Raw genomic sequence first — 24,104 nt, 5'->3', positions numbered from 1 at the left:
CGGAATGCCCGCCCGGACGCCGTTAACGTGCAGGAATGCCGCAGACGCCCGGCGAGCCGCCCGGCGCCACGCCCGCCCACGAACCGGCCGCCGACCCTCCCCACGACCCCGCCGCCGACCACGACGCCGAGCCCGCCGCGCAGCGGTCGCGCCAGATGCCGCCGTGGCTGCCCCGGGCGTTCGCGCTCGCCGGCGGGAGCGTGCTGGCGTTCCTGGCGGGCCTGTGGCTGCTGGAGCGGCTGCGCGGACTGCTGCTGCTCCTGCTGATCTCGCTGTTCCTGGCCTTCGCGATCGAGCCGGCGGTGAACTGGCTCGCCGCGCGCGGATGGCGCCGCGGCGTGGCCACGGCGGCGATGTTCGCGGTCGTGGGGCTGCTGCTGGCCGGGTTCCTCGGCGGCATCGGATCGCTGCTGGCGGCCCAGGCCAACCATCTGATCAGCGGATTCCCCGGCTACGTCCGCCGGTTCGTCGGATGGGTGAACGCCACCTTCGGCACCCACCTGTCCCAGCGCACCGTCTTCCAGCGGCTCCCCACAGTCACCGACGCGCTGTCGCGGCACCTGTCGGACCTCGCCGCGAACGTGTGGGGCTTCGGCACGACCGCGGTCGGCGTCGTCTTCAACGCCCTCGGCGTCCTGCTGTTCACCTTCTACCTGTCCGCCGAGGGCCCCCGGTTCCGCCGGACGGTCTGCTCCCTGCTGCCTCCGCGACGCCAGCGCGAGGTCCTGCGCGCCTGGGAGATCGCCGTCGACAAGACCGGCGGCTACATCTACTCCCGGGGACTGCTCGCCCTCATCTCCGGCATCGCCCACTACGCCGCCATGGCCGGGCTGGGCGTCCCGTACGCGGCGGCCCTGGCGCTGTGGGTGGGCGTGGTCTCGCAGTTCATCCCCGCCGTCGGCACCTACCTCGCCGGCGCCGTGCCGGTGCTCATCGCCCTGACCAAGTCGCCCAGCACGGCCCTGTGGCTCCTGCTGTTCATCATCGCCTACCAGCAGTTCGAGAACTACCTGCTGCAGCCGCGCATCACCGCCCGGACCCTCGACATGCACCCGGCGGTGGCGTTCGGGCTCATCCTGGCCGGCGCCGCCGTCGGCGGGCCCATCGGGGTGCTGCTGGCGATCCCGTTCGGCGCCAGCCTCCAGGCGTTCGCCGGCGCGTACGTGCGCCGCTACGAGGTGGAGGAGCACCCCCTGACCAAGCCGGACGCGCCCCCCGGCCGCTGGTGGCGGTGGCTGCGGCGCTGACGCTTTACCGGATCGGGGCCGCGTCCTGGACGGATCGTCGAGCATTGCCGTGGACGGGAGCCGCCCGCCGCGGTTACCGTGCCGGGAGGAACCTTGATCATCAGCCAGCTCGGGGGCGGGAGGGAGCCGTCATGTACCGTCCCCGCACGCGCCGCCGCCGGTGGCTCGCCGGCCTCGCGGCCGGAGCCGTCGCGGTGACCGGCCTCGGCGGCGTGGACGCGTCCGCCGCGCAGGCCGCGCCGCACGCCGGCAAGGATCCGCGGCTGATGCGGATCCTGCGGTCGATGTCGCTGCAGGACAAGGCCGCGCAGCTGTTCGTCCTGCAGGTCTACGGCAAGAGCGCCACCACGGCGGAACCCGCCGACGTCGCCGCCAACCGCAGGCTGTACGGGGTCGACAACGCCGCGCAGGTCGTCGCCCGCTACCACCCCGGCGGCTTCATCTACTACGGCGACAACGTCACCGACCCGAAGCAGCTCGCCGCGTTCTCCAACGGCATCCAGCGCGCCGCCGCGGCGCAGCCGCTGCGCGTCCCCGCCACGATCGCCATCGACCAGGAGGGCGGCATCGTCGCGCGCGTCCAGCCGCCCGCGACGCAGTCGCCCGGCAGCATGGCCCTGGCCGCCGGGCGCAGCACCGGCGACGCCCGCGCGCTCGCCCGCATCACCGGGAGCGAACTGCGCGCCGTCGGTGTCAACCAGGACTACGCGCCCGACGCCGACGTCAACGTCAACCCGGCCAACCCCGTCATCGGCGTCCGGTCCTTCGGCTCCGACCCCGCCCTGGTGTCGGACATGGTGACCGCGCAGATCGGCGGCTACCGGGCCGGCGGAGTCACCCCGACCGTCAAGCACTTCCCCGGGCACGGCGACACCACCACCGACAGCCACACCGGCGTCCCGCACATCGACCACACGCGCGCCGAATGGGAGCGGCTCGACCTGCCCCCGTTCCGCGCCGCGATCAAGCAGCGCGTCGACTCCATCATGACCGCGCACATCGTCGTGCCGTCGCTGGACCCCTCCGGCGACCCCGCCACCCTCTCGCGGCCCATCCTCACCGGCATCCTGCGCGACCGCCTCCACTACCGCGGCGTGGTCGTGACCGACGCCCTGGACATGCAGGGCGTCCGCGACAAGTACGGCGACGAGAACATCCCCGTCCTGGCCCTGAAGGCCGGCGTGGACGTCCTGCTGAAGCCGCCCGCCGACGCGCAGGGCAACGGCGTGTTCCCCCGCCAGCTCGCCGCCGTCGTCAACGCCGTCAAGTCCGGCGAGCTGACCGAGAAGCGCATCGACGAGTCGGTCTACCGGGTGCTGGAGCTCAAGCGGCGGCGCGGCCTGTTCCGCGACCCCTACGCCGACGAGTCGAGGATCGGCCAGGTCGTCGGGACCCCCGAGCACCTGGCCGCCGCGCAGCGCGCCGCCGACCGCACCACCACCCTGGTCAAGAACGGCGCCGGCATCCTGCCCCTGCGCCCCGGCGGACGCAAGGTCCTGGTCACCGGATGGGGCGTGTCCACCACCGCGTCCCTCGGCACCGAGATCGCCCGCCGCGGCGCCGTCACCACCATCCGGCAGACCGGCCTCAGCCCCGGCCAGGCCCAGATCGACGAGGCCGTGGCCGCCGCCCGGGACCAGGACCTGGTCGTCGCCGTCACCAACCGCGCCTGGGACGTCAAACAGGAGCCCGGCCACAACGGGCCCGGGCAGAGCGACCTCGTCAAGGCGCTCCTCGCCACCGGCAGGCCGGTCGTCGTCGTCGCCGTCCGCGACCCCTACGACATCGCCTGGTTCCCCCAGGCCACGACCTACCTGGCGACCTACTCCTACACCGCCGAGGCGCTGCGGTCGGCCGCCAAGGTCCTGTTCGGCGAGCTCGACCCGCGCGGGCGGCTGCCCGTCGCCGTCCCCGCCCGCGACGAACCCGGCACCGCCCTCTACCCGTTCGGGCACGGCCTGGGCTACTGACCCCCGGACCGGGCCGCACGCGCGGCGGCCCGGTTCCGAGGCGGCAGCCGCAGCCGCACCGGAACCGGGCCGGGTTCGTTCCAAGGGGCGCCCGCGTCACACCTTGCGCGCGCCGATCGACTTCATCAGCGTCGGCCACACCGCGCTCGCCTCCCGCACCCACGCCGGCCAGTTGTGCCGGCCGTCGCCGTAGATGTGGGCGGTGTAGGGGATGTTCAGCTGGTCCAGGCGCTTCTGGAAGTCCCGGTTGTTCGCGCCGACCGCGATCTCGCTGAGCAGGCCGATGTCCCACGGCGCCACGTCGGGGTCGCCGGGGCCGGGGCGCCCGGTCGTGCCCGCGGAGAAGAACAGGCCGGTGCCGCGCAGCTTGGGCGCCAGCGAGTACGGGTCGTGCGCCGCCCAGTTGGCGTCGTCGGACCACGGGACGCCCCAGATCGCGAACGGGTCCTGGCCGTTGCCCGCGTTGGTGAACATCAGCAGCGCCGGCATCCCGATCGAGCGCATCGACAGGATCCCGCTCAGCGACGCCGCGTACTTGAACATCCCCGGGTGCCGCGCCGCGTAGGACATCGCCCCGGCGCCGCCGGAGGAGTTGCCGATCACCGCGCGCAGCGCGCCCGCGTGGTAGTTGCGCTCCATCAGCTGGCGCACCTCGGCGGTGTGGAACGTCTCCCACTTGGGCGTCCCGCCCTTGCCGTAGTTGTACCAGTCGGTGTACGAGCCGTTGTCGCCCTCCGGCATGACGACGATGACGTCGTACTTGGCCGCCCACGCCTCGATGTCGGTGTTGCGCGTCCAGGAGGTGTAGTCGTCCTGGCCGCCGTGGTAGGCGTACAGCACCGGCCACGTCGCCGTCGAGTTCCGCGTCCAGTTCTTCGGCAGCAGGATGCGGGTCTTGACCGCCCTGCCGAGGGCGGGGGAGTCGATGGCGACGTCGACCTCGCGGGAGGCGATCTTCTTCTCCGCGGTGATGCGCGCCCCGTCGTCCGCCCGGACGGGCCCCGCGAGCGCCTGGGCGGGGCCGGCGCCGACCGCGCCGAGGCCGGCCGCCAGGACGACCGTGATCGCCCCGGAGGCCAGCGAGCGCCGCCAGGCCACCCGGTGCGGTCGGCGGCGGACGGTCGGTGTCGTGTGCAAGGCTCACCTCGCGGATCAGGCCCGACCCCCGCGGCCGCGCGACTTCCGCAGAGTGTCCTCGCCCCGGCCGAAATGATCTACGCGGGCGGGTTACAAGATTTCCCGGCGCGGCTGTGGAGAAGTGAGTGATTCAGGCCCCGTCGGCGGCGGCCCCGGCCAGCAGCGCGGCCAGATCGCGGGGCCGGGAGAACATCGGCCAGTGCCCGGTCGGCAGCTCGTGGTAGGTCCAGCCGGGCCCGGTCATCATCGAGAAGACCGGGTGGCCGCCCTCGCCCATCTGCTTGACCGCGGCCAGCGGGATCGTGGAGGCGATGAGCGTGCGGGGCGTGGCCGGCACCGGGTCGGGGCGGGTGAGCGCCTGCGTCACGGTGCCGAACGGCTGGGGCGTCCCGCGCTCGCGCATCGCGGCCAGGTGCTCGCCGGTCAGGCCCGCGAGGTTGGCCGGATCCTGCTCCGGGTCGAACGCCGGCACCGGGAGCTTCCAGCCGTCGCCGCGCTCGGCGACGGCCTTCTCCAGTTCCGCGCGCGAGGCGGGGTCGTGGAAGTCGATGCCGGCCAGGCCGGACGGCATGGGGCCGGTGTCGACGTAGACGACCCGGGCGATGCGCTCGGGGATCCGGTCGGCCGTGCCGGTGACCGCCATGTTCGCGCCGCTGTGCGCGACGAGCACGACCCCGGTCAGGTCGTCGTCCTCGATGAGCCGCACCAGGTCGTCGACCTGCCCGCCGACGTCGGTCCCGGGCGCGGCTTCGGCGGCCCGCTCGGCCTGCCCGGCCGGCGTCACCGCGCGCACCTCGTGGCCCGCGGCCCGCAGGTCCGCCGCCACCTCGTCCCACGCCCAGGCGCCGAGCCAGTGCCCCGGGACCAGTACGAACGTCGCCTTGCCAGCTGCCATGTTCAGCCGTCCTCTCGGTGGATGTGATCCCACGCTAGGGTCGATACCGGACAAGAACCGCCCGGATTGAGTGAGTGACCCGTGCCACACCCCGCGCCGTCCCATCCGACGACCCGCGTCCTGGCCATGCTGGAGCTGCTGCAGGCCAACCCCCGCATGAGCGGGACGGAACTGGCGCGGCGGCTCGGCGTGGACGAGCGGACCGTCCGCCGCTACGCCGCCCGCCTGGACGATCTCGGCGTCCCGGTCGTCGCCGAGCGCGGCCGGTACGGCGGCTACCGGCTCATGCCCGGCTACAAGCTGCCGCCGCTCATGCTCACCGACGACGAGGCCACCGCCGTGGTGCTGGGGCTGCTGGCCGGACGGCGGGTGGGGCTGCCCGGCCAGGCCACCGAGAGCGCGCTCGCCAAGGTGCAGCGCGTCCTGCCCGCGACCCTGCGCGACCGCGTCCAGGCGCTGCGGGACACGCTCGGGTTCACCCTCGCCGCCCGGGACTCCGCCGCGCCCGACACCGGCGCCGTCCTGACGCTCGCGGCGGCGGCGCGGGAGAAGCGCCGGGTCCGCATGCGCTACCGGTCCTGGCAGGGCGCCGAGACCGAGCGCGACCTCGACCCCTACGGCCTGGTCTTCCACTCCGGACGCTGGTACGTCACCGGCCACGACCACCGCAGCGGGGAGATCCGCACGTTCCGCGTCGACCGCGTCGCCGCCGCCGAGCCCGGCACCGCCCGCTTCGAGCCCCCCGACGACCTCGACCCGGTCCAGCACGTCACCCGGTCACTGGCGCGCGTGCCCTACGCCCACGAGGTCGAGGTGCTGCTGGAGACGACCCTCGGCGAGGCGCGGCGCCGGATCCCCGCCACGACGGCGACGCTGACCGAGGCCGCCGGGGGAGTGGTGATGACCACGCGCGCCGAACGCCTGGACGGGATGGCGCGCATGCTGGCGGGGCTCGGCTTTCCGTTCGTCATCCGGCGGCCCGAGGAACTGCGCGGCCATGTCCGCGACCTGGCCCGGTCCCTGGAAGAGCAGGCCGGGCGGTGACCGCCGCCCCGGCGGGGGCCGGTCAGGACCTGCCGGCGCGGGCGTCCCACTCGCGGCGGAGCATCGCGTAGACGACCTCGTCGCTCCACTCGCCCTTCACGATCTCGTTCTGCACCAGGTGCGCCTCACGGCGCATCCCGAGGCGCTCCAGAACGCGGGCGGACGCGGCGTTGCGGCCGTCCAGCCGCCCGCAGACGCGGTGCAGGTCGAGCCCCTCGAAGCCCAGCCGCAGCACCACCTCGGCGGCCTCGGTGGCGAACCCCTTGCCGTGGTAGGCGGGGTTGAAGATGTAGCCGATCTCGCCCTGCCGATGCTCGCGGCTGCGCCACTGGAGGTTGACCTCGCCGATCAGCTCGCCCGTCTCGCGCCACTCCACCGCCAGGACCAGCCAGTCGCCTTCCTTCTCCACGGTGGAGGCGCTCATCTTCTGCTTCAGGAACGACCGCGACTCCTCCAGGGAGCGGGGTTCCCAGTACAGGAAGCGCGCGACCTCGGGCAGGGACTGGTAGGCGTACAGGCCCTCCAGGTCGGTTTCGCGGAACGGCCGCAGGGTCAGCCGCTCTGTCTCGATCGGGTAGGCGGGACGGAGCATGCGATGATCCTATTCAGGGGGTTCGGTCTTGTGCGACCCGTAATTCCCCGGTAGCGCACGCCCGTCCCGCCGTCCCGCGGCCTACAGCCGGTGCGCCCCGTGCCGGTCGTCGGCTTCGTTCTCGGCGCCGCCCTCGGCACCGTCCTCGACGCCGTTCTCGCGGCGCTCCTCCTCGTCGAACGCGCGGGTGTCGCGGAACTCGACGTACGGCTCCTCCTTGGGGGGCTGCCCGCCGGCGATGGCGCGGCTGCGTTCGAGTTCGGCGTCCAGCTCGGCGCCCAGCAGGATCGCCAGGTTCGTGATCCACAGCCACACCAGGAAGATGATGATCGCGGCGAGGCTGCCGTAGGTCTTGTTGTAGGAGGCGAAGTTCGCCACGTACAGCGCGAACAGCCCCGAGGCCACCAGCCACAGCAGGATCGCCAGCGCGCTGCCCGGCGTGACCCAGCGGAAACCACGCTTGGCGTTCGGGGAGGCCCAGTACAGCAGCGAGAACAGGAAGCCGACCACCACCACCAGGATCGGCCACTTGGCGATGCCCCAGACGGTGACCGCCTGCGAGCCGACCCCGAGCATGTCGCCGGCCTTGCGGGCCAGCGGCCCGGACACCACCACCGCGATCACCGACGCCGACAGCAGCACCAGCGTCAGCAACGTGACCCCGATGCGCAGCGGCACCGTCTTCCAGAACGGGCGGCCCTCGGGGACGTCGTAGACGGCGTTGGAGGCGCGCATGAACGCCCCGACGTAGCCCGACGCCGACCACACGGCGGCCGCGAGGCTCAGCACCGCGACGACGCCCGCTCCTCCGGCGCCCCCCTCCAGCTGCCTGATCGAGTTGACGAGCAGGTCCCGGACGGCGCCCGGCGCCAGGCTCCCGACGTTCTGGACCAGGCTGTCGGTGGCCGACTGGCCGGCCAGGCCCACCAGCGACACCACCACCAGGATCGCCGGGAAGATCGACAGGATGGAGTAGTAGGTGAGCGCGGCGGCCCAGTCCGAGAGGTTGTCCTTCTGGAACTCGCCGAGGGTGCGCTTGAGCGTCTGCCACCACGACCGCGCGGGCAGGTCGGTGGGCGCTTCGGGCCGTTTGCTCATGTGCGTCCTCACCGGCGGGTGCGGTGTACCGTGACGGCGCGCTTCTGGCCGGTGCGCATCCGCACCTGCACCGGCGCCTTGCGACCGCGTCCCAGCCGCAGCTGGGGCCTGCTCCGCGAGGTGCGGCGGCGGCGCAGCCAGACCGCGCCCAGCGCGACCGCCCCGGCCGACGCGATGACGACGCCGCCCTGGCGCGCCCTCGCCTTGCCCTCCTCCGAACTCGCGGCCTCCCACGCGGACGCCGCCGTGTCGCGCGCCCTCTCGCGGGCCTGCCCGACCTTCTCCCGCGCCATGGCCTTCACGTCGGCCTTGGCCGCGAGCTGCTCCACCGTCTCACCGAGCTCGTGCCGGGCCCGGTCGACCTCCTGACGCAGTTCCTCGGTGCCCGCCTCGGCGCCGTGCTTGCCCTGCATCGTCATCGGTGCGTCGCCCTCTCCTTCAGTTCGGCCACGGCCAGCTTGGCCTCGTCCATGGCCTGCTCGGGCTTGGCCGGGGTGGCCCGCCTGGTCTGCGCCCGGCCCATCAGCGCCAGGACGCCCGCCACCGCCAGCAGCACCGCGCCGACGATCAGGGCGGCCGCCCACACCGGCAGCGCCACCGCGATCGCGGCCACGACCGCCGCGAGCAGGACCGCCACCCCGTAGAGCGCCACCAGCCCGGCGCCGCCGAACAGGCCGGCTCCGGTGCCGGCGTGGCGGCCCTTGTCCTTCAGTTCGGCCACGGCCAGGCGCATCTCGGCCCGCATCAGGTCCGAGACCTGCTGGGCGGCCTGCCGGACCAGCTCGCCCGTGCCCGCCTCGTGGTGGTCGGCCCGGAACTCCGGTGCGCGCCCGACGTCCTGCCGGTGCACGCCCGTCGTCCCGGCCTGGCCGTCGCCGTGTTGCTGCCGCACGATGCTCATGCCTCCAGGCCCCCTCCATGTTTCGAAACCTGGAAAAGGGCGTTCCCCGTGCGCATGGGCTAAACGTGGCGGTAGCCCGACACGCGGTGACCGGGCGGGGCCCGGGCGGGCCGGACGGCTCCGCCGGGCGGCTCAGGCCGTGCTGAGCCAGTCGACCCGGTGCGCCTCGGTCGGGTCGGGGGTCTCCCACCGCCGCACGAGCCGGTCGATCACCGCGTCCGGGACGGGCGAGGGACGCTCCCGGTTGCGGCCCCGCAGGACCCGCGGCGGCGCCTCCAGCGCGACGATCTCGACCCGGCCCCGGTACCCGGCGACGAGGCCGGTGCACAGCTCGCGCTGCTGGCGGGACACGTTGGTGGCGTTCCACACGAACGACCGCCCGGCGCGCAGGTGGTCGCGGGCCTGCTCATGGGCGGCGGACGCCACGGCACGCTGGTCGCCTGCCGGGTCGACGCCCATCTCGGCGCGGAGCCGGTCGAGGCTGACCACGGGCACATCCGGCCGGTGCGCGGCGATCCAGTGGTCCTTGCCGACGCCCGGCAGCCCCGACAGGACGGTCACGGTGCAGCGCGTGTCGTCGTAGGCGGCGTAGCCGGGGTCGCGGTCGGGCTTGCGGAAGAACCAGAACCGCGCGTGGTCGGAGGGGAACGCGCGCGGCCCGTCCAGGCAGTCCTGCTCGGCGCAGTACTCCCCGTACAGGGCGACGTTCTCCAGGAGCTCCTCGGTGTCGGGGCAGATCCGGCCGAGGATGTCGGCGGACGCCAGCAGGACCAGGTCGTCGTTGCGGGCCAGCAGGCTGACGCGGAACGCGATCTGCCGCAGGTCGGGGCGCTCCAGGGCCCAGAACGGCACCTGGTGGTGGCGGATCAGCGCCGCCACGTGCTCGCGCCAGGCGACCGGCGCGCCCAGTTCCCACAGGATGCGCCGCACCATCAGGTCGCCGCGGCGCGAGTGGCCCCGCGCGGTGATGCGCCCGTCGTCGTCCAGGGCGGTGCAGTGCGGCTTGGCGATGTCGTGCATCAGCACGGCGGTGAACAGGCGGACCCGCTCCCGCGCCGGGCGGGCGCGCCACTGCGGCAGCGCCGCCAGCGCTTCGCACGCCATCCGGGTGTGGGTCTCGACGTCGCCTTCACCGTGGTAGACGGCGTCCTGGGGAACGCCCGCCATGTCGCGCACCCAGCCGAAGGCGTCCCGGATCCGCTCCCACGGGACGGTCCAGTGCGGCGGTGCCGGGCACAGTTCCTCAAACACCCGCATACAGCACCTCCGGGTCGGCCAGGCCGTTGGCGACGATCGGCCGCTCCTGCCAGTGGGTGCCCGAATCGAGGATCGCGGTCAGGAAGCTCGGCCGGACCCACTTGTAGCGGTCCACCGTCTTCCCGTCCTCCTCCACCTTGATGTAGAGGCCCTCCATCTCCTCGGAGGCGTCGGTCTCCTCGACGACGCGGGCGGGGTCGGCGCCGCCGGCCTCGGCCGCCGCGCGCAACGCGTCCCGCCACTGCGGGGTGCGGCAGGTGGAGGGGCCGGCCAGTTTCGTCAGCGCGGCCACGTCCGGCAGCGGGCCCTCGTGCAGGACGGGCACCGACACCACCGGCGTCCCGGCGAGCAGCTCGCGGCGCCGCTCGGTCGACAGGAACGTCCCGTCGGTCTGGTCGAGGACGTCGAACTCGCAGAAGTAGTGGGGGAGCGCGTCGTAGAAGACCGTGTGCTTGGCGTACAGCCATTCCCCGTACAGGACGTACCGGTCCTGCAGGCGCTCGCGGAGGACGTGCTGGACCGACGCCGCCCACGCCTTCAGCGGCCCGAACTGGCGCTCGCGCGGGCCGCCCGTCAGGTAGTGGCCGCGGCTCTGCAGCCGCAGCTCGCCGCCGGAGGAGAAGCTGATGCCTGCGTTGGCGCCGTCGAGCTTCTCCTCCACCACCAGGTACCGCCCGGCGATCGCCCGGAACGGCACGGCGGCCAGGTCGTGGTCGCCCGGTTGGAGCCGGGAGCCCGCGATGTGCCGGGTCCGGGGGTACTTGCGCAGCATGCGACCGTTCTAGGGCCGGACCGCCGGTCCTGCCAACCGGTTTTCCGTCCGCCCGCGGGCCGGGACGACGCGGACGAGGGCCAGCGCGGACAGCCACAGCGCCACGCTCGCCCAGGCCAGCACGTGCAGGCCGGCGGCGAAATCCGGGTGGAGCGCCGGACCGGCGACCGCCCCGTAGACGGCCACGCCGAGCGCCGTCCCGACCTGCCGGGCGGTGTTGTTGAACCCGCCGGCCAGCCCGGCGTGCGCCGGGGGGACGGCGCGCATCGCGGCGGCGACCACCGCGGTGACGATCAGGCCGTCCCCGATCCCGATGCCGAGCAGCGCCGGGAGCAGCGCCGCGTAGCCTCCGCCGGGACCGGCGCCGAGCAGCGACAGGGATCCGGCCGCGGCCACGGCGGCGCCCGCGGCGAGCGGCACCCGCGGTCCGAACCGGGCGGTGAGGCGCCCGCTCACCGGGGCCAGCACCGCCAGCGGCACGGCCATCGGCAGCAGCATCGCCCCGGCGACCAGCGCGGAGCGGTCCCCGGCCTGCTGGAGCCGCAGCGTCGCCACGAACAGCACCCCGTTGGTGACCAGGTTCATGATGAGCGCGATGGCGCCGGCGCCGAGGAACGCCGGGGCCCGCAGCAGCCCGCCCGGGACCATCGGCGCGGCCGCGCCCCGCTCGGCCAGGACGAACGCCGTCCCGGCGGCCAGCGTGAGGACGGCGGTGGCGGCGGCGCCGTCCCGGTGGCCGTGGCCCGCGGCGATGACCGTCCAGACCAGGCCGCCGAGGGTGAGCGGCGCGAGCACCATCCCCGCCCGGTCCGGCGCCGCGCCCGGCCGGGCACGGCGGGGCTCGCGCACCAGCGCGCGGACCCCGCCGATCGCCGCCGCGGCGATCGGCGCGTTCAGCAGGAAGATCCAGCGCCAGCCGATCGTGTCGACCAGCAGCCCGCCCAGCAGCGGCCCGGCCGGCAGCGCCGTGGAGGAGATCCCGGCCCACATCCCGAGGGCCCGCGCCTGCTCGGCCCGTCCGGGATAGTGGGCGGTGATCAGGGCGAGGCCGCCGGGCAGCAGCAGCGCGGCGCCCGCCCCCTGCGCGACGCGCGCGGCGATGAGCGGGCCGGCGCCGGGTGCGGCCCCGCAGGCCAGCGACGCCAGCCCGAACAGCGCGAACCCGGTGAGCGTCGTCCGGCGGTGCCCGACCCGGTCGCCGAGGGCGCCACCGCCCAGCAGCAGCCCCGCGATCGCGACCGCGTAGCCGTCCACGACGCCCTGCAGGCCGGCCAGGCCGGTGCCGAGCGCCCGGCCGATGCCGGGGAGCGCGACGTTGACGATCGTCACGTCCAGCAGCACTAGGAACATCCCGGCGCACAGGATCGCGAGCACCGCCCCGCGCCGGGACGCGGGGCCGGTCGGCGGGGCGGCGGGGGGCTCGGTGGCGTGCGTTGGGGAACCCATGCCGCCCACGGTCGCTCCCGGACGCTTCGGCGGGGATCGAACCGTCCGGCCCGCGGGGGCGGGTCAGGCGACGGCGACGCGGGCGAGCGCGCCGATCTCCAGCGCCACCCACAGGGCGCCGTCCGGTCCGACCGCGATGCCGTGCGGCTCGCATCCGGGCGTCGGCAGCGGGTGCTCGTCGATGCGGCCGTCGGGGCTGATGCGGCCGACGTGGGCGGTGGCCCACTCGGTGAACCACAGGTCCCCGCCGGGCCCGGCGACGATGGCGTGCGGGCGGGCTTCCCGGTCGGGCAGCGGGAACTCGGTCACCTTCCCGTCGGTGGTGATCCGCCCGATGTGCCCGGCGCCGATGCCGGTGAACCACAGCGCGCCGTCCGGCCCGGCGGTGATGCCGACCGGCGCGGAGCCCTCGGTGGGCAGGGGATGGACGGCGACCTCCCCGTCCGGCGCGATCCGCCCGACGGCGTTGCCCTGGTTGAGGGTGAACCACAGGGCCTCGTCGGGACCCGCCGCGATCATCGAGGGCATCGCGCCCTCTCCCGGCACCGGAAAGGCGCTGACCTGGCCGTCCACGGTGATCCGGCCGACGTCGCCGGCGTGCATGCGGGTGAACCACAGCGCGCCGTCCGGACCGGCCGCGATCCCGCACGGCCCCGACCCCGCGGGCAGGGCGAACCGCGCGACCTCGCCCTCGGGGGTGATCCGGCCGATCGCGTCGCCGTGGAACGCGGTGAACCACAGCGCGCCGTCCGGGCCCGCCGTGATGATCATCGGTCCGGCGGGGACGGGCCCGTGCACGGTCAGGCCCCCGTCCGGCGCCAGCCGCGCGATCCGGCCCTCGTGGACGAGCGTGCACCACAACGCCCCGTCCGGCCCGGCGGCGACGCTGTAAGGCCCCGCGTCCGGGCCGGACACCCTGAACTCCTCGATCGTGGCGTGCGAACCCTCTGTCATGGATCTCGTCCCCCCTCGTCCCTCCACTGCTGTTTCCGCCCGAGGACAAAGTTAACGCAATCATTGTTGCGTTAACATCGATTGCATGGACAACAGCAGGAACCGCAGGACCGCGCGGTGACCGCCGCCGGGCCCGGGACCGTCCGCCCCGGCGGCCGCACCGCGCGGGTGCGCGACGCCGTCCGGGAGGCGACCCTCGCCGTGCTGTCCGAGCACGGCTACCAGGGGCTCACCGTCGAAGCGGCGGCGGCCCGCTCCGGGGTCCACAAGACCACCGTCTACCGGCGGTGGAAGAACGCCGACGGCCTCATCGCCGACGCTCTCGGGATCGCCTCCGCCGAACCGTGGCCGATCCCCGACACCGGCACCCTCGCGGGCGACCTGCGCGCCCTCGCCCGGCTCGTCGCGGCCGGCTTCGCCGATCCCGTCGAGGGCCCCGTCGCGCGCGCCTTCGTGCTGGCCGCGGCCCAGAGCGGCGACGCCGCCCGATCCCTGCACGCGTTCTTCGCCCGGCGCCATGAGCAGTCCGCCGTCATCGTCCGGCGCGCCGTCGAGCGCGGCGAGGTCCCCGCGGGCACGGACGCGGTCGAGGTCGTCCGGCTCGCCGTCGCCCCCCTCTACTACCGGCTGTTCATCACCGGAGAGCCGGTCGACGAGCGGACGGCCGACCGGGCCGCCGCGTCCGCGGACGCCGCCGCCCGCGCCGGCGCCCTCACGGCCGCGCCGAGCCCGTGACCGCGGCCGGGCCGAAGCGGGAGATCAAGGGGCGCTGAGGGCGGTGCGCAGAGCGGCGGCGTAGGCGCGGGGGTGGGTGGTGTTGCCGTTGTGGCCGCCCGGGAACTCCCGGGGCGCTGTGCCGACGAGGTCGGCCAGCGCGAAGGCACACCTGCTGTCGAAGACCGTGCGCGGGGTGGTCCGCCCGAAGGCCGGAACGATCCGGGTCGGGGCCCCGGTGAGCGCGGCGACGTCGAGGGTGTCGTTGATGACGGCGGTGAAGTCGTGCTCGACGAAGAAGTCGAAGTTGCGCGCTCGCTGGGGCGTCATGGGGTGCCGGGTGAGGCCGGGCTCGACGTCGGGGCTGGCGGGGTCGATGCCCAGCACGCCGGCGATCGCCGCGAACGTGGCGGCGAGCCCGTCGCGCCGGTGGACGCGCTGGATGTGGGCCAGTTCCCGCTCGTGGCGGGCGCGCTGGTCGGCGGGCAGCAGCCGCGGGGTGACCGGCTCGTGGGCGACGAGCACGCTGATCTGGCCGGGGTGGTCGGCGGCCAGGTGGAGCCCGATGGAGGCGCCGAGGCTGCACCCCAGCATGAGCACCGGCTCGTCCGACAGTTCGGCCAGCAGGCGGTGGACGTCGTCGGCGTGGGCGGCCAGGCTCACCCCGGCGGCGGGGTCGTCCGGCACGCTGCGGGACAGGCCGCGGCGGTCGTAGGTCACCACGGTGTGGTCGGCGACGAGCCGGTCGACCAGGTCCGTGCTGCGCCCGGCGTCCCCCTCGCCGCTCTGGGAGATCAGCAGCATCGGACCGGTGCCGCGCACCTCGTAGTAGAGCTCGGCGCCGTCGGTCCGGAGCATGCCCGCGGTCGTCGGGGTCGTGGCGGTGTCCATCGCAAGGTCCTCTCGGTCGGGGGGCCGTTCGGCTCCGAGACGACCGTAAAGCATCAAAATTGATACATCAAGTCTGATGCATCAAATCTGATGTAAGTTGGCGGCATGGACGGAGTCGAGCTTTTCCTGCTGGGACGGACCCTGATGAAGATCGGCGAGGAGGCCCTGCCCACCGAGGGCATCGGCCGGCACTCCACCAGCGTCCGGACCGTCCTGATCGTCGTGAGCGACGTGCGCGCGCACCCCGGCAGCGCCGTCGGAGAGATCGCCGACCGGACCGGCCTTCCGCAGAGCGCGGTGTCGGCGGCGGTCGCCCGGCTTCGCGACACGGGCGCCGTCGTCACCGAGCCCGATCCCGACGACCGCCGCCGGGTCCGCGTCCGCCCCGCCCCGAAGCCCTCCGCCAGGGTGGAGGAGGTCCGGTCCAGCACCGTCGACGCCGCCCTCGCGGCGGCCCTGGACACCGACGACCCGTACCGGGTCGCGGAGATCGTCGGCCTGCTCGAAGAGCTCGCGCGGCACCTGACCCCGCAGGCGGTCACCCGCCTGCGCGGCTAGCGGCCCGCCGGACGCTCGGGCGCCGCGGCCGTCCGCGCCAGGCGGGCGGCGCGGCCATGGAGGTAGCGCTGCTCGGGAAGGCTGTGGGTGCGCTCGGCCGCCGCCAGGTAGCACGCCCGCGCGGCGGCGGCGTCGCCGGACATCTCCAGCAGGTGGGCGCGGACGGCGTGCAGGCGGTGGTGCCCGGCGATCCGCGCGTCGTCCCGCAGCCCCTCCAGCAGGGCGAGCCCGGCGGCCGGCCCGCGAGCCATCGCGACCGCCACGGCGTGGTTGAGCGCCGCCATCGGGTTGGGCGACAGCTCCATCAGCACCCCGTAGAGGGCGGCGATCTGCGGCCAGTCGGTGTCCCGCGCGGTGGCGGCCTCGTCGTGGAGCGCGGCGATCGCGGCCTGCACCTGGTAGGGGCCGGCGGGCCCGTGCGGCAGCGCCGCCGACAGCAGCTCCACCCCCTCGGCGATGTACTCGGCGTTCCACGCGCTCCGGTCCTGCTCGGCGAGCGGGACCAGGACCCCGCCCGGACCCGTCCGAGCGGGACGGCGCGCGTCGGTGAGCAGCATGAGCGCGAGCAGACCGGTCGCCTCGGCGTCGCCGGGCAGCAGCCGGTGCACGATCCTGGCCAGCCGGATCGCCTCGGTCGCCAGCTCGCCCCGGTACAGGTGCGGCCCGGCCGTGCTGGCGTACCCCTCGGTGAAGACCAGGTAGAGGACGCGCAGGACGGCGGCGACCCGGGCCGGCCGCTCGTCCGCGCCGGGCATCCGGAAGGGGACGCGGCTGTCGCGGACGCGCCGCTTCGCGCGGCTGATGCGCTGCCCCATGGTCGCCTCGGGGACGAAGAACGCGCGGGCGATCTCGGCCGTCGTCAGCCCGCCGACCGAGCGGAGCGTGAGCGCGATCTGCAGGTCCGGCGCCAGTACCGGATGGCAGCACATGAACAGCAGGATCAAGGTGTCGTCGCCGTCCTGCGGCGGACGGTCGGCGCCGGGAGCGAGCCAGGCGTCCGGCGGCGTCCACGCGGCCAGGGCGTCCTCCCGGCGCCGGCGGGCCCGCTCGGCGCGCAGCAGGTCGGTCAGCCGGCGCGACGCCACCGTGATCAGCCAGGCGCGCGGGTCGACGGGAAGCCCCTGTTCCGGCCACTGCGAGGCGGCGGCGGCCAGCGCCTCCTGGACGGCGTCCTCGGCGGCGTCGAAGTGCCCGTACCGGCGCACCAGCGCGCCGAGGACCTGCGGCGCCAGCGGGCGCAGCAGGTCCCAGGCCTCCTCCGGCGGCGCGGTCACGGCTCCAGGTCGGCGCGCCCGTCGACGATCGGCCGCAGGTCCACGTACGCCCGCTCCCGTGCCGCCCGCGGGCCGGGGCACTGCGCGAGCCGTGCGGCGATCTGCGAGGCGCGGTCGAAACCGTCGCACTCGATGACGGTGTATCCGGCGAGGACCTCGGCGGTCTCGGGGTAGGGGCCGTCGGTCACGGCCGGCGCCCCGTCCTTCATGTGGAAGCGGCGGGTGTGGACGGGCGCGGCCAGCCCCTGGGCGTCCACGAACTCCCCGGACTCGACCAGGTCCTGGTTGAACCTCTCCATGAACGCGTGCATCCCGGCCAGTTCCTCGGCGGACCAGACGGCCTCGCCCTCGGGCACGTTGCCCGCCATCTCGTCGTAGGCCCGCTGCGACGCGTACAGCATGAGCATGTACTTCACGGTGGTCTCCCCTCCGCCCCGGCGCCCCGGCGGCGCCTCGCAGGGGAGACGTCGGAGCCGTTCAGCCGCCTTCGACACACCTTCCCAGTTTTTCCCGCGGACCGATGTCGAGAACCGCGCGCCCGCTCCGATCACCCCGTGACACGTGATCCCACTCCGAAGAGGAAGAACGACATGGAGCACAACGGGCAGGACGCCGGGACGCGCCGGTGGCTCGCGCTGGCCGTCCTCGCGCTGCCGTCCCTGGTGATGGCGATGGACATGACGGCGCTGCTGCTGGCGCTGCCGCAGCTGAGCACCGACCTGGGGGCCGGCGGCACCGAGCAGCTGTGGATCAGCGACGCCTACGGCTTCATGGTCGCCGGCTTCGTCATCACCATGGGGACCCTGGGCGACCGGATCGGACGCCGCCGCCTGCTGTTCGCCGGCGCCGCCGCGTTCGCCGTCCTGTCGGCCGTCGCCGCCTACGCCCCCAGCCCGGGCACGCTGATCGCCGCCCGGGCGCTGCTGGGCGTGGCGGGCGCGACGCTGATGCCCTCGACGCTGGCGCTGATCACCAACATCTTCCGCGACGAGCGCGAGCGCGGGAAGGCCATCGCGATCTGGGCCACCTGCCAGTTCGCGGGCGGGGCCTTCGGCCCGGTGCTGGCCGGGCTGCTGCTCCAGCGCTTCTGGTGGGGATCGGTGTTCCTGGTCGCGGTCCCGGTCATGGCGCTGCTGCTGGCGGCCGGGCCGTTCCTGCTGCCGGAGTTCCGGGACCGGTCGGCCGGACGGCGCGTCGACCCGCTCAGCGTCGGGCTCTCCCTGGCCGCCGTCCTGCCGATGGTCTACGGGTTGAAGCAGCTGACGCTCGCCGACGGCCGCGGCGCCGTCCCCGCCGCCGCGCTCGCCGGCGGAGCGGTCGCCGGCGCCGTGTTCGTCCGGCGCCAGCTCCGGCTCGAACACCCCCTGCTGGACCTGCGGCTGCTGCGCAGCCGCCCGCTCAGCGCCGTCCTGGTATCGCTGGTGCTCGCGGGCGTCGCCATGGCGGGGACGGGCCTGATGGTGACCCAGTACCTGCAGGACGTGCTGGGCCGTTCGCCGCTGGCCTCGGCCGTGCTGTTCGCGCCGATGGGGCTGGGCGTCGCGGTGGGGACGATGGCGGCGCCCGCACTGGCCAGGCGGATCCGCCCGGCCACCGCGATCGCCTCCGGACTGGCGGTGTCGGCGGTGGGCTGCCTCCCGCTGACGGTGTCGGACGGGGCCGCGGCCGTCGTCGCCGGCATCACCGTCCTGGCCCTCGGCACCGGCCCGCTGTTCGCGCTGGGCACCGGCCTGGTGGTGGGGTCCGTCCCGCCCGAACGCGCGGGCTCGGCGGCGTCGATGTCGGAGACCGGCAACTACCTCGGCGGATCGCTGGGCCTGGCGGTCATCGGCGTGATCGGCGCCTCCGTCTACCAGGCCCGGATGGACCACGTCGGCGGGGCCGCGGCCCGCACCCTGGCCGGCGCCGTCGCCGCCGGCGGCCACCTGCCGCCCGCGCGGGCCGAGGAGCTGCTGGACGGCGCCCGCGCCGCGTTCACCGCCGGCCTGCACCTCACCGGCGCCATCGCCGCCGCGATCTTCGTCGTGCTCGCCGTGCTCGTGGCGGCGTCGGCCCGCAGCGGCGCGGTCGCGAAGCCCGCGCCGGCCGCGGAGACGGCGTCCGGGGAAGCCGGGGCCCGGACCGCCGCGGTGTGAGCGGCTCCGTCAGGAGGGAGCCGTCCACTCCTGCTCCTTCCAGGCCGGGTCGAGCGGCGTGTGGGCGATGTGGTTGGTGTAGTTGGACAGGGTCTTCATGCCGACGCCGAGGACGACGTCCAGGACGTGGCGGCGGGTGTGGCCGGCGGCCAGGAACGCCTCGACGTCCGCGTCGTCCACCCAGCCGCGCCGTGTGACCATGGCGCCGGTGAGGCGGCGGACGGCCTCCAGCGCGGGATCGTCCAGGGCCCGCCCCGCACGCAGCGCCTCCACCACCTCGGCGGGGACGCGGGCCCGCAGCGCCACCGTGGAGTGCGCGGCCACGCAGTACTCGCAGCCGTTCAGCACGCTGGCGGTGATCAGCACGGTGTGCTTGGCGTGGCCCGGCAGCGACGACTTCATGAACTGCTCCGACAGGGCGTTGTAGCCGGCGAGCAGCTCCGGCGACTCGGCCATCACCCCGTTGAGCGTGGTGACGAACCCCATCCGCTTCTTGGCGGCCTCCAGTTGCGGGCGGGCGTCGGCGGGAGCGTCGGTCTCGTCGTAGACGGTGAACTCGGCCATCGTCGTCTCCTTCACGGCTGGTCAGGTGCGGGGGAGAGGGAGCGCAGGGCGGCGTCCACGGTGTCCGCCAGCTCGCCGGGGCCGGCCCCGGCGCGAGAGCGCAGGTTCACCCCGTAGGCCAGCAGCGCCAGCATCTGCGCGGCGGATCCCACGTCCACGTCGTCGCGCAGCTGCCCGTGCTCGCGGGCTGCGAGAAGGGCGGAGCGCATGGCGGTGCACAGTGCCTCATGGTGGGCGTCGAGCACCTCCCGCTCGTCGGGGTCGTCCCCGTCCTGCGCGGCGTGGGCGTTGGAGACCATGCAGCCCCAGCGGGCGTGCTCGCCGGAGCACCGCGCGGCGACGAGCCCGTCGAAGAACGCGGCGATGCCCGGCAGGCCCCGCCCGTCGGCGGCGAGCCGGTCGAACACCGGGCGCGACTGCCGCTCGGTGTAGCGGCGCAGCGCCGCCACGTACAGGTCCCGCTTGCGGCCGAACGTCGCATACAGGCTCGACCGGTTGACGCCGGTCTCGGCCACCACCTCGGCGATGCCCGTCGCGGCGGCGCCGCGCCGCCAGAACAGCCGCACCGCCCGGTCCAGGACGGCGTCGGGATCGAAGTGCTTGACGTCCGGCACCGGTCCGCCTCCCCAACTTGGAATGATCGTTCCAAGATTGGCATGCGGCTACGGCGGCGCGCAAGGGGGACGGTGCGAAGGTGAGCGGACGAGCCGGTCAGGCGAGGCCGGCGTCGTGGGCCAGCAGAGCGATCTGGGTGCGGTTGTCCAGGTCGAGCTTGGTCAGGACGCTGGAGACGTGCGCCTTGACCGTGGCCACGCTCATGAACAGCTCGGCGGCGATGTCGGCGTTGGAGCGACCGCGGGCGATCGCCAGGACCACGTCGTTCTCGCGGGGGCTCAGCCGGGCGAGCGCCGCGCGGGCGCGCTGGTAGGCGCCGGCCTCGACCGCGGCGCGGTCCATGAGGCGCCGGGTGACGCGCGGCGACAGGATCGGGTTGCCGGCGGCGACCTGCCGCACGGCGTGGACGATCTGGTCCGGCGGGGTGTCCTTCAGCAGGAACCCGCTGGCGCCCGCGCGCAGCGCGTGCAGGATGTTCTCGTCGGAGTCGAAGGTCGTCAGCACGATGACCTCCGGGGGGCTCGGGCGGGCCCGCAGCCTGCGGGTCGCGGTGATGCCGTCCACGCGCGGCATCCGCAGGTCCATCAGCACGACGTCGGGGGCGTGCGCGTCGGTGGCCGCAGGCACCTCGTCGCCGTCGGCGGCCTCGCCCGCCACGGCGATGCCGCCCGTCCCGTCCAGCATCATCGACAGACCGGCGCGGACGAGGGCGTCGTCGTCCACGATCAGGACGCGCAGGGGACGGGTCACGCGGGCCATGGTAGCCAGGCGCGCAGCCGGAACTCGCCCTCGGCGGCCTGGTGGTCGAGCCGCCCGCCCGCCAGGCGCACCCGCTCGGTCAGTCCCACCAGGCCCGTCCCGCTGCCGGGCGCGAGCGGCGCCGCGCCGTCCTCGGGCAGCGGGTTGCGGATGTCGACCACGAGCCGGGCCCCGGGCCGCCCCTCCAGCACCACCCGGACGGGACGTCCCGCGGCGTGCTTGCGGGCGTTGGTCAGCCCCTCCTGCACGATCCGGTACGCGGTGCGCCCGGCCGCCGCCGGAAGGGCGGACGCGCCGACCGTCTCGTCGCGCAGCTCCACCCGCCCGCCCGCGTCGCGGGACTCCTCCACCAGCCGGGGCACGTCCCGCAGGACGGGCTGGGGCCGGTCCTCCTCGTCGGCGTCCTCGGCGCGCAGCAGCAGGATGACCTCGCGCAGCTCGTCGAGCGCCTGGTGCACCCCGGCGCGGACCACCCCGGCCGCGTGCGACAGCTTCTCCGGCGGGGCGTCCGGCCGGTACTCCAGCGCGCCCGCGTAGGTCGCCAGCAGCGACAGCCGGTGGGCGAGCACGTCGTGCATCTCCCGGGCGATCCGGGTCCGCTCGGCCATGCGCGCCTCGGCGACCCGCCGGCCCTGCTCGGCCTCGGCGCGCCGGGCCCGCTCGCGCAGTGACACCAGCAGCTCCCGGCGCGCCCGCGCCAGCGCGCCCCAGCCGACCAGCGCGCCGTAGCCGAGGGCGATGAGGAGCAGCCACCAGCCGAAGGAGATGCCCCGGTTCGGCTGCCACAGCCCCTGCGCGACGTGCGCCGCGACTCCCGCCGCGCCGACCAGCGTCGCGACCCGGAACGGGCGCCGCTGCGCGACCTGCAGCACGCCGATGCTGGCCGCCGGGGTGGCGGTGGGGGACAGCGCCGCGAGCACGGTCAGCGCCATGGCGACGCCCACCGGCCGCCAGAGCAGAAGCGGTGACAGCAGCCAGCTCGCCAGGGCGACCGCGATGTCGAGGGTCAGGACGGCGCCGGTCGCGTCCGCGCTGAAACGGCCCCACAGCGTCAGCGCGCCCAGCGCGCCCGCCGCCGCGGCGACGCAGGCCGCGGACCACAGCAGGCGCCGCGCGCCGTGCCCCGCCTGGTGGAACGTCTCGCTCACGGGCCGAGGCTAGCGGCAGGGGCCGCGCGCCGACACCGACCAAAGTCGGTGCCCGCCCGTACCGTGGACGGACCGGCTCCCATCGGGAATTTCATCCGCGTGGCAGGCGTACTTCTGACCGCGAACTACCCGAACGTTCCTTTCATGGGTCTTCTCCGGGTGCGCGGCTTGACGGGGGAGAGGGAAGCGTGTCATCCTGGTCCCGGGATCGAGGTTGACAATTGAAGTAGGTGTGGACATCTGTCTGCATTCTGCTCTATGCTGCCCTTCCGCGCTCGCCTCGACGTCCCCTCCTCCCGTATCGGCCGTGAAGTCGTCCGGCGTGCGCGCCGCCAGTCCGCCGCGAGCCCTCGGAAGGACACACCTGTTGGCAGCCTCGCGCACCGCTTCCGCCGTACCCGCCGGTCCCCGCCGCGTCTCCTTTTCACGCATCCACGAGCCCCTCGAGGTTCCGGACCTCCTTGCCCTGCAGACCAACTCGTTCGACTGGCTGGTCGGCAACGAGCGCTGGAAGGCCCGGGTCGAGGCGGCTCGCCAGGCCGGGCGCAGGGACGTTCCCACGCAGTCGGGGCTGGAGGAGATCTTCGAGGAGATCAGTCCGATCGAGGACTTCTCCGGGACCATGTCCCTGTCGTTCCGGGACCACCGGTTCGAGCCTCCGAAGTACTCCGTGGAGGAGTGCAAGGAGAAGGACATGACCTACTCCGCCCCGTTGTTCGTCACGGCGGAGTTCATCAACAACACCACCGGTGAGATCAAGAGCCAGACGGTGTTCATGGGCGACTTCCCGCTGATGAGCCCCAAGGGGACGTTCATCGCCAACGGCACGGAACGGGTGGTGACGTCCCAGCTCACGCGTTCGCCGGGGGTGTACTTCGACCGGGCGCTGGACAAGGCGTCGGACAAGGACATCTACGGGTGCCGGGTGATCCCGAGTCGGGGTGCCTGGCTTGAGTTCGAGATCGACAAGCGCGACAACGTGGGCGTGCGCATCGACCGCAAGCGCAAGCAGCCGGTGACGGTGCTGCTGAAGGCGCTGGGGTGGGACGAGGCGCGGATCCGGGAGCGGTTCGGCTCGTATGAGTCGATCAATGTGACGCTGGAGAAGGATCACACGTCCGGGCAGGATGACGCGCTGCTGGACATCTATCGCAAGCTGCGTCCGGGTGAGCCGCCGACGCGTGAGTCGGCGCAGACGCTGCTGGAGAATCTGTACTTCAATCCCAAGCGGTACGACGTGGCGAAGGTCGGCCGTTACAAGATCAACAAGAAGCTCGGTCTGGACCTGGACATGAACCAGGGGACGTTGACCGAGGACGACATCGTCGCCACGATCGAGTATCTGGTGCGTCTTCACGCGGGTGAGGAGGAGGCGACCCTGGGCAGTGTGGCGGTGCCGATCGAGGTCGATGACATCGACCACTTCGGCAACCGGCGGCTGCGCACGGTGGGGGAGCTGATCCAGAACCAGGTGCGCGTGGGGCTGGCCCGTATGGAGCGGGTGGTCCGGGAGCGGATGACGACGCAGGACGTCGAGGCGATCACGCCGCAGACGTTGATCAACATCCGGCCGGTGGTGGCCTCCATCAAGGAGTTCTTCGGCACCAGCCAGCTGTCGCAGTTCATGGACCAGACCAACCCCCTGGCCGGCCTCACCCACAAGCGCCGCCTGAACGCGCTCGGTCCGGGCGGTCTGTCGCGTGAGCGGGCGAGCATGGAGGTCCGTGACGTCCACCCGTCGCACTACGGGCGGATGTGTCCGATCGAGACGCCCGAAGGCCCGAACATCGGCCTGATGGGGTCCCTGTCGTCCTACGCCCGCGTCAACCCGTTCGGCTTCATCGAGACGCCCTACCGCAAAGTCGTCGAAGGTCGCGTGACCGACGAGATCGACTACCTGACGGCCGACGTGGAGGACCGCTACGTCATCGCGCAGGCCAACACGCCGATCGGCCCCGACGGCACCTTCGCCGAGCAGCGCGTGCTCGTCCGCCGCAAGGGCGGCGAGATCGAGGCCATCCGGCCCGACGAGGTCGACTACATGGACGTCTCGGCGCGCCAGATGACCTCGGTCGCGACCGCGATGATCCCGTTCCTGGAGCACGACGACGCCAACCGGGCGCTGATGGGCTC

23 protein-coding genes and 1 pseudogene are annotated in these 24,104 nt (G+C 74.0%); 7 read left to right on the top strand and 17 right to left on the bottom strand.

From position 1 onward, the window contains the following. Positions 1-35: 35 nt before the first annotated feature. On the top strand, positions 36-1,247 hold the full coding sequence (locus AB0C87_RS35700) for an AI-2E family transporter (protein WP_345185226.1): 1,212 nt from the start codon (positions 36-38) through the stop codon (positions 1,245-1,247). Between the two features lie 131 nt (positions 1,248-1,378). Beyond that, complete coding sequence (locus tag AB0C87_RS35695; protein WP_360581422.1) at positions 1,379-3,217, top strand: glycoside hydrolase family 3 protein; 1,839 nt, start codon at positions 1,379-1,381, stop codon at positions 3,215-3,217. Between the two features lie 96 nt (positions 3,218-3,313). Here AB0C87_RS35695 and AB0C87_RS35690 read toward each other — a convergent pair whose 3' ends face one another. Then, positions 3,314-4,354, bottom strand: coding sequence for an alpha/beta hydrolase-fold protein (locus tag AB0C87_RS35690; protein WP_360581421.1), 1,041 nt, complete (start codon positions 4,352-4,354; stop codon positions 3,314-3,316). Positions 4,355-4,484: 130 nt separating this feature from the next. Beyond that, positions 4,485-5,249 carry an alpha/beta fold hydrolase gene (locus tag AB0C87_RS35685; protein ID WP_360581420.1) on the bottom strand — a complete coding sequence of 255 codons (765 nt, stop codon included), beginning with the start codon at positions 5,247-5,249 and terminating at the stop codon, positions 4,485-4,487. Between the two features lie 81 nt (positions 5,250-5,330). Here AB0C87_RS35685 and AB0C87_RS35680 point away from each other — a divergent pair, with 81 nt between their 5' ends. Beyond that, complete coding sequence (locus tag AB0C87_RS35680) at positions 5,331-6,293, top strand: YafY family protein (protein WP_345185212.1); 963 nt, start codon at positions 5,331-5,333, stop codon at positions 6,291-6,293. Between the two features lie 22 nt (positions 6,294-6,315). Here AB0C87_RS35680 and AB0C87_RS35675 read toward each other — a convergent pair whose 3' ends face one another. From AB0C87_RS35675 to AB0C87_RS35640, 8 genes are all read right to left on the bottom strand, one after another. Continuing rightward, positions 6,316-6,885 (bottom strand): GNAT family N-acetyltransferase, encoded by a 570-nt coding sequence (locus AB0C87_RS35675; RefSeq protein WP_345185210.1) that lies wholly within the window; start codon positions 6,883-6,885, stop codon positions 6,316-6,318. Positions 6,886-6,966: 81 nt separating this feature from the next. Then, complete coding sequence (locus AB0C87_RS35670; protein ID WP_345185208.1) at positions 6,967-7,983, bottom strand: YihY/virulence factor BrkB family protein; 1,017 nt, start codon at positions 7,981-7,983, stop codon at positions 6,967-6,969. A gap of 8 nt (positions 7,984-7,991) precedes the next feature. Then, entirely contained in the window at positions 7,992-8,402 is a 411-nt protein-coding gene (locus tag AB0C87_RS35665) for a DUF3618 domain-containing protein (protein ID WP_345185204.1), read from the bottom strand. Further along, positions 8,399-8,884 (bottom strand): phage holin family protein, encoded by a 486-nt coding sequence (locus AB0C87_RS35660; RefSeq protein ID WP_360581419.1) that lies wholly within the window; start codon positions 8,882-8,884, stop codon positions 8,399-8,401. Before AB0C87_RS35660 ends, AB0C87_RS35665 begins: the two co-directional genes overlap by 4 nt. Before the next feature lie 132 nt (positions 8,885-9,016). Continuing rightward, complete coding sequence (locus tag AB0C87_RS35655) at positions 9,017-10,141, bottom strand: AAA family ATPase (protein WP_345185200.1); 1,125 nt, start codon at positions 10,139-10,141, stop codon at positions 9,017-9,019. Further along, positions 10,128-10,913, bottom strand: coding sequence for an RNA ligase family protein (locus AB0C87_RS35650; protein WP_360581418.1), 786 nt, complete (start codon positions 10,911-10,913; stop codon positions 10,128-10,130). Before AB0C87_RS35650 ends, AB0C87_RS35655 begins: the two co-directional genes overlap by 14 nt. Before the next feature lie 9 nt (positions 10,914-10,922). Continuing rightward, positions 10,923-12,359, bottom strand: a complete 1,437-nt coding sequence (locus AB0C87_RS35645; protein WP_360581417.1) for an MFS transporter — start codon at positions 12,357-12,359, stop codon at positions 10,923-10,925. Positions 12,360-12,422: 63 nt separating this feature from the next. After that, positions 12,423-13,313, bottom strand: coding sequence for a virginiamycin B lyase (locus AB0C87_RS35640; protein WP_345185192.1), 891 nt, complete (start codon positions 13,311-13,313; stop codon positions 12,423-12,425). A gap of 117 nt (positions 13,314-13,430) precedes the next feature. Between AB0C87_RS35640 and AB0C87_RS35635 the strand changes: the two genes are divergently transcribed. Further along, the gene (locus AB0C87_RS35635; protein WP_345185189.1) at positions 13,431-14,048 is read left to right on the top strand and encodes a TetR/AcrR family transcriptional regulator; all 618 of its coding nucleotides are present in this window, start codon (positions 13,431-13,433) and stop codon (positions 14,046-14,048) included. Between the two features lie 24 nt (positions 14,049-14,072). Here the strand turns inward: AB0C87_RS35635 and AB0C87_RS35630 are convergent, their stop codons facing one another. Then, entirely contained in the window at positions 14,073-14,918 is an 846-nt protein-coding gene (locus AB0C87_RS35630) for an alpha/beta hydrolase (protein WP_360581416.1), read from the bottom strand. 105 nt (positions 14,919-15,023) lie between these two features. Here AB0C87_RS35630 and AB0C87_RS35625 point away from each other — a divergent pair, with 105 nt between their 5' ends. After that, positions 15,024-15,476, top strand: coding sequence for a helix-turn-helix domain-containing protein (locus AB0C87_RS35625; RefSeq protein WP_345185184.1), 453 nt, complete (start codon positions 15,024-15,026; stop codon positions 15,474-15,476). Here the strand turns inward: AB0C87_RS35625 and AB0C87_RS35620 are convergent. Together AB0C87_RS35620 and AB0C87_RS35615 are read right to left on the bottom strand one after the other, a co-directional pair. Continuing rightward, positions 15,473-16,750 carry a DUF6596 domain-containing protein gene (locus AB0C87_RS35620; protein ID WP_360581415.1) on the bottom strand — a complete coding sequence of 426 codons (1,278 nt, stop codon included), beginning with the start codon at positions 16,748-16,750 and terminating at the stop codon, positions 15,473-15,475. The two genes, AB0C87_RS35625 and AB0C87_RS35620, sit on opposite strands and share 4 nt — an antisense overlap. Further along, positions 16,747-17,157, bottom strand: coding sequence for a YciI family protein (locus tag AB0C87_RS35615; protein WP_345185322.1), 411 nt, complete (start codon positions 17,155-17,157; stop codon positions 16,747-16,749). Before AB0C87_RS35615 ends, AB0C87_RS35620 begins: the two co-directional genes overlap by 4 nt. A gap of 183 nt (positions 17,158-17,340) precedes the next feature. On the opposite strand from AB0C87_RS35615, the gene AB0C87_RS35610 reads away from it, so the two are divergent. Then, complete coding sequence (locus AB0C87_RS35610) at positions 17,341-18,885, top strand: MFS transporter (protein ID WP_360581414.1); 1,545 nt, start codon at positions 17,341-17,343, stop codon at positions 18,883-18,885. A gap of 9 nt (positions 18,886-18,894) precedes the next feature. Here AB0C87_RS35610 and AB0C87_RS35605 read toward each other — a convergent pair whose 3' ends face one another. From AB0C87_RS35605 to AB0C87_RS35590, 4 genes are all read right to left on the bottom strand, one after another. After that, a complete protein-coding gene (locus AB0C87_RS35605; RefSeq protein WP_360581413.1) occupies positions 18,895-19,449 on the bottom strand; it encodes a carboxymuconolactone decarboxylase family protein in 555 nt (184 codons plus the stop codon). A gap of 11 nt (positions 19,450-19,460) precedes the next feature. Continuing rightward, positions 19,461-20,063 carry a TetR/AcrR family transcriptional regulator gene (locus AB0C87_RS35600; protein ID WP_360581412.1) on the bottom strand — a complete coding sequence of 201 codons (603 nt, stop codon included), beginning with the start codon at positions 20,061-20,063 and terminating at the stop codon, positions 19,461-19,463. Between the two features lie 97 nt (positions 20,064-20,160). Further along, on the bottom strand, positions 20,161-20,823 hold the full coding sequence (locus AB0C87_RS35595; protein ID WP_345185171.1) for a response regulator transcription factor: 663 nt from the start codon (positions 20,821-20,823) through the stop codon (positions 20,161-20,163). Next, positions 20,811-21,971 (bottom strand): histidine kinase, encoded by a 1,161-nt coding sequence (locus AB0C87_RS35590; RefSeq protein ID WP_360581411.1) that lies wholly within the window; start codon positions 21,969-21,971, stop codon positions 20,811-20,813. Before AB0C87_RS35590 ends, AB0C87_RS35595 begins: the two co-directional genes overlap by 13 nt. 367 nt (positions 21,972-22,338) lie before the next feature. On the opposite strand from AB0C87_RS35590, the pseudogene AB0C87_RS35585 reads away from it, so the two are divergent. Further along, positions 22,339-24,104 (top strand): annotated as a pseudogene (locus AB0C87_RS35585) (DNA-directed RNA polymerase subunit beta); the annotation flags it as partial.

The sequence above is a fragment of the Actinomadura sp. NPDC048021 genome (assembly GCF_040653135.1).
GTDB lineage: Bacteria > Actinomycetota > Actinomycetes > Streptosporangiales > Streptosporangiaceae > Spirillospora > Spirillospora verrucosospora.
Note: the sequence above shows the minus strand (reverse complement) of the source record. Positions and strands in the feature narration are given on the sequence as shown.

Excerpts from the sequence above, each read along its gene's own strand:
- AB0C87_RS35640 (WP_345185192.1), bottom strand. The coding sequence starts at position 13,313 with ATGACAGAGGGTTCGCACGCCACGATCGAGGAGTTCAGGGTGTCCGGC.
- AB0C87_RS35605 (WP_360581413.1), bottom strand. The coding sequence starts at position 19,449 with ATGGCCGAGTTCACCGTCTACGACGAGACCGACGCTCCCGCCGACGCC.
- AB0C87_RS35610 (WP_360581414.1), top strand. The coding sequence starts at position 17,341 with ATGGAGCACAACGGGCAGGACGCCGGGACGCGCCGGTGGCTCGCGCTG.
- AB0C87_RS35625 (WP_345185184.1), top strand. The coding sequence starts at position 15,024 with ATGGACGGAGTCGAGCTTTTCCTGCTGGGACGGACCCTGATGAAGATC.
- AB0C87_RS35655 (WP_345185200.1), bottom strand. The coding sequence starts at position 10,141 with ATGCGGGTGTTTGAGGAACTGTGCCCGGCACCGCCGCACTGGACCGTC.
- AB0C87_RS35670 (WP_345185208.1), bottom strand. The coding sequence starts at position 7,983 with ATGAGCAAACGGCCCGAAGCGCCCACCGACCTGCCCGCGCGGTCGTGG.
- AB0C87_RS35700 (WP_345185226.1), top strand. The coding sequence starts at position 36 with ATGCCGCAGACGCCCGGCGAGCCGCCCGGCGCCACGCCCGCCCACGAA.
- AB0C87_RS35595 (WP_345185171.1), bottom strand. The coding sequence starts at position 20,823 with ATGGCCCGCGTGACCCGTCCCCTGCGCGTCCTGATCGTGGACGACGAC.
- AB0C87_RS35675 (WP_345185210.1), bottom strand. The coding sequence starts at position 6,885 with ATGCTCCGTCCCGCCTACCCGATCGAGACAGAGCGGCTGACCCTGCGG.
- AB0C87_RS35695 (WP_360581422.1), top strand. The coding sequence starts at position 1,379 with ATGTACCGTCCCCGCACGCGCCGCCGCCGGTGGCTCGCCGGCCTCGCG.
- AB0C87_RS35650 (WP_360581418.1), bottom strand. The coding sequence starts at position 10,913 with ATGCTGCGCAAGTACCCCCGGACCCGGCACATCGCGGGCTCCCGGCTC.
- AB0C87_RS35660 (WP_360581419.1), bottom strand. The coding sequence starts at position 8,884 with ATGAGCATCGTGCGGCAGCAACACGGCGACGGCCAGGCCGGGACGACG.
- AB0C87_RS35645 (WP_360581417.1), bottom strand. The coding sequence starts at position 12,359 with ATGGGTTCCCCAACGCACGCCACCGAGCCCCCCGCCGCCCCGCCGACC.
- AB0C87_RS35685 (WP_360581420.1), bottom strand. The coding sequence starts at position 5,249 with ATGGCAGCTGGCAAGGCGACGTTCGTACTGGTCCCGGGGCACTGGCTC.
- AB0C87_RS35615 (WP_345185322.1), bottom strand. The coding sequence starts at position 17,157 with ATGCTCATGCTGTACGCGTCGCAGCGGGCCTACGACGAGATGGCGGGC.
- AB0C87_RS35665 (WP_345185204.1), bottom strand. The coding sequence starts at position 8,402 with ATGACGATGCAGGGCAAGCACGGCGCCGAGGCGGGCACCGAGGAACTG.
- AB0C87_RS35630 (WP_360581416.1), bottom strand. The coding sequence starts at position 14,918 with ATGGACACCGCCACGACCCCGACGACCGCGGGCATGCTCCGGACCGAC.